This is a genomic window from Bradyrhizobium sp., from assembly GCF_036009065.1.
Taxonomy (GTDB): domain Bacteria; phylum Pseudomonadota; class Alphaproteobacteria; order Rhizobiales; family Xanthobacteraceae; genus Bradyrhizobium.
This window is the reverse complement of record NZ_DASYMN010000405.1, coordinates 1-3,353: the sequence shown is the minus strand read 5'-3', so window position 1 is coordinate 3,353 and position 3,353 is coordinate 1. Positions and strand designations below refer to the sequence as shown.

Genomic DNA, 3,353 nt, shown 5'->3' with positions numbered 1-3,353 from the left:
GATGCAGCCCGCGCGTTATTGCCAGCGGTTGATGCTTGCATCCTTGCCATTGACCTGGATGATCGCCGCCTTGGCGCCGTTCTTCAGCCAGGTCTCGCAAATCTCTTCCGGCTGTATCGGCGCAAGCGTGCGGCAGACCTGCGCGCCGTTGAGTTTCCACGCGCCGGTAACCGCAATTGCCTTGTCGCCGGCCGGTGTCAACGTCCCTGACAGTTGGCCACCGACGCCAAGGTTGATGCGCGCGGTGAATGTCTTGCCACCTTCCAGATCCGAAGAGGCCACCACCAGGCCCTTGCCGAGCAGCGCCTGCATCTCAGCGGCGGAATATGCCGCGTTTTGTCCGGCAGCGCTGCCGGAAATCAACATTCCACCCACGATAATCCATGTCGCACGAATCATTTCAGCCCCCAATTCCGTATTATCCGCGCCGGAATCCGGCTGGTTTGAACAATGGATCAGATAATGGGGCGCCGAGCGAGACCGACCGGGTGCGACACGACAGCACCCATGCTGCGCGGCGATGCGTTCCGCTAATGCGGAATATCGCGCACGTCCTCATAGAGCGCGCTTGCCGCGGATGCGTCGCCGCGCCGCTCCGCAAAACCTACTACCTTGAGAACCCGCACGCCGCGGTCGAGGCCGATGGTGACGACGTCGCCTATCTTGACGGAATGACCGGGCGCCTTCTGTCGTGCGCCGTTGACGCGGACGTGGCCGGCCTCGACCAGCGCAGCGGCGCTGCTGCGGGCCTTCACCACCCGCGCATGCCAAAGCCATTTGTCGAGACGCTGGCGCTCCAAGCAACACCGTTTTCAAAAGCGTACCGCGTTAGAGGCGTGATTCAACACGCCGATTGATACGCTAAAGATATCGTAGCGGAAATCATTAAGCCGCGTGCACTGCACTGTTCATGGACGCTTGCAGCAGGAAACGATAGCGTCGCCGTTTCAAGCAGAGGAGGAGGCGATGTCAACCCGTTACCTGACCGTGGCCCTCATGGCCTCAACTTTCGCGTTCGCAAACCTGTCCCATGCCCAGACCCTGCCGTTCGGCGGCAACCTATCCGCCGGACCCGGTGAACGGTCAACGGCTGTCAAAAGCAGCAAATCCAACACCAGCGACCGGATGGGCGGTGGAGGTGGGGCTAAGGGCGCCGCCGGAGTGACCAGCGACCGAATGGGCGGTGGAGGCGGGGCTAAGGGCGCCGCCGGAGTCAGCAGCGATCGAATGGGCGGCGGAGGCGGCGGCAAGGGCGCAGTTCGCTAAACCGGCCGCCGCTAGAACCGTTTCGGTCATGCTCTAAAAAGCATGACCAATTTAGATTGAGCGGCCTCTCCTCACCTCTCCCCTGCGGGGGAGAGGTGAGAACGCCTTAGCGCTGGTCCTTGCGGCCGGCGGTGAGATGCTCCTTGAGCGCCGCCAGTTTGGCGAACGGCGAATTGGGATCAGCCGGGCGCTCGCGCTCGCGCGGCGGCGCGCTTGACGCATACTGGCGGTGCGAGGGGCCGCCACCGGGGCGGCCGCCGTCGCGATCGCCTTTCGGCTTGCCGGCGAATTTGCCCTTGTCCCTGTTGTCGCGGCCCTTGCCCTGGAAACGCTCGCGCGGCGGGCGGCCTTTGTCCTCGCGCGGGACCGCCGGTGCGGCATCAGTGGCAACGGCGGCGCTTGCGGCCTCAGCCGGCGCATCGCTGCGGGGTTTTCTGAAATCCTTGTTGCGCTCGCGCCGTCCGCGTCCATGACGTTCGCGCTTGACGCCCTCGCCTGCTTCGCCTTCGGCTGCGACTGGCTGTGCGCCTTCCAGCGGCTTATTCTGGTTTTGATGCCGATGGCGGTTGCGATCGTGACGCGGCCGGCGCTCTTCCGATCGGCCGCCGGGCCGCCACACTTCGACCAGTTCGGGAGCCGCGGCAATAGCAGGCGCAGCGTCATTCGCGGGAGCGGCTTCCGCCGGCGCATCTGCGGCAGCACCGGCCGCCGCTGTGACGTCTTCGGTCGCGATGGGTGCCACCTCGCCTTCAGCAGTCGCCGCCGGCAAGTCGGCTTCCGGTACGGTCGCTCCCGATTCATCCAGAACTTGCGGCGTGTCGCTGGGCACGGCTGCGGTCTCAGCGCTCTCAGCTTCGGCCGCCGCCTCCGCAGCCGCGGGTTCAGCGGTCGCACCAGACTCATCCAGAACCTGCGGCGCGACGCTCGCCTCCGCGGGTGTTTCAGCCAGCGCGGTTTCCGCGCCGGCTTCCGCCGCGACGGCTTCGACTGCGGCGGCTTCCGCAGGCCCGGCTTCAACTACAACCGGCACCGGCGCCGGCGGCGGCCGCTTCTCCATCCGGTAGCCGAGCGCGCGCAGGATCGACGCAAAATCCTCGCCGGCCGAACCGGTGAGCGAGGTCATCGCCTGCGTGACCACAAAACCGCGGCCGTCGAATGCGCCCGCAGGCTTCTCGCCAAGCGCGCCCGCACGCCATGACAGCGCCGGGCGAATGAGGTCGGCGAGACGCTCCAGGATGTCGACGCGCACGGCGCGCTCCCCGCATTGCTTGTAGCCGAGCACGCGGTAGGCGTCGCGGTCGAGCGCCTTGTCGACCGGGAACGAGGTGCGGCCGCTCCCTGCAAGATGCTGCGCGCCCGACAGCGCCGAGAGGTCGACATTGTCCAGCTTCAGCGCCCACAGCAGCGACGCCAGCGCGCGCGCCGCCGGCTTCAGCAGCGCCGGAACATAGATGTGATAGGCGCCGAAGCGCACGCCGTATTTGCGCAAGGACGCGCGCGACGGCTGATCGAGGTCCTTCATCTCGGCCGCGATCCTGGCGCGCTCCAGCACGCCAAGCGCCTCGATCAACTGGAATGCAATGCCGCGTGCAATGCCCGTGACATCCTCGGCCTTGTTAAGATCGAACAGCGGCCCCAGCAGTTTTTCGATGTGCGTCTTCAGCCACAGATCGAGCCGCGCCTGCACCGCTTCGCGCGGCGCGCCGGAGAGGCGCTCGTCGGCAATGATGCGGATGCGCGGATGCAGCGCATCGTCTGATGCAACCAGCTTTGCCACGGCGTCGCCGGTCCAGCGGATGGTGCCGTCCGAGGTCAGCACCAACGAATCGTCCTTGGCCGCGGACAATTTTTCGGCGCGCGCCTCGATCTCGCCGGCCAGCGCTTTCAGTGCGGTGGCCTGCAGCGCCTTGGCATCGGAGCCGGCCTCGGCCGCATCAGGCGCAAACGTGAATCCGTCGAGACGGCCGATCACATGGCCTTCTACGATCACTTCGCCGGTCTTGCCGATTTCCGTATTCAACATGGTGTTTTCCCGCAGGCGGCGCATCAATACACTGGTCCGGCGATCAACGAAACGCTCCGTGAGC

The 3,353-nt window shown here is 65.9% G+C and carries 3 protein-coding genes and 1 pseudogene; 1 reads left to right on the top strand and 3 read right to left on the bottom strand.

What is annotated here, in order from left to right; all coding sequences use genetic code 11:
- Window positions 1-15: 15 nt before the first annotated feature.
- Complete coding sequence (locus VGP39_RS24650; protein WP_327570701.1) at window positions 16-312, bottom strand: hypothetical protein; 297 nt, start codon at window positions 310-312, stop codon at window positions 16-18.
- A 218-nt stretch (window positions 313-530) separates the two neighbouring features.
- Complete coding sequence (locus VGP39_RS24645; RefSeq protein WP_327570700.1) at window positions 531-800, bottom strand: RNA-binding S4 domain-containing protein; 270 nt, start codon at window positions 798-800, stop codon at window positions 531-533.
- A 166-nt stretch (window positions 801-966) separates the two neighbouring features.
- Between VGP39_RS24645 and VGP39_RS24640 the strand changes: the two genes are divergently transcribed.
- Entirely contained in the window at window positions 967-1,266 is a 300-nt protein-coding gene (locus VGP39_RS24640; RefSeq protein WP_327570699.1) for a hypothetical protein, read from the top strand.
- 106 nt (window positions 1,267-1,372) lie between these two features.
- On the opposite strand, the pseudogene VGP39_RS24635 reads toward VGP39_RS24640, so the two are convergent.
- A pseudogene (locus VGP39_RS24635) lies at window positions 1,373-3,353 on the bottom strand (helicase); the annotation flags it as partial.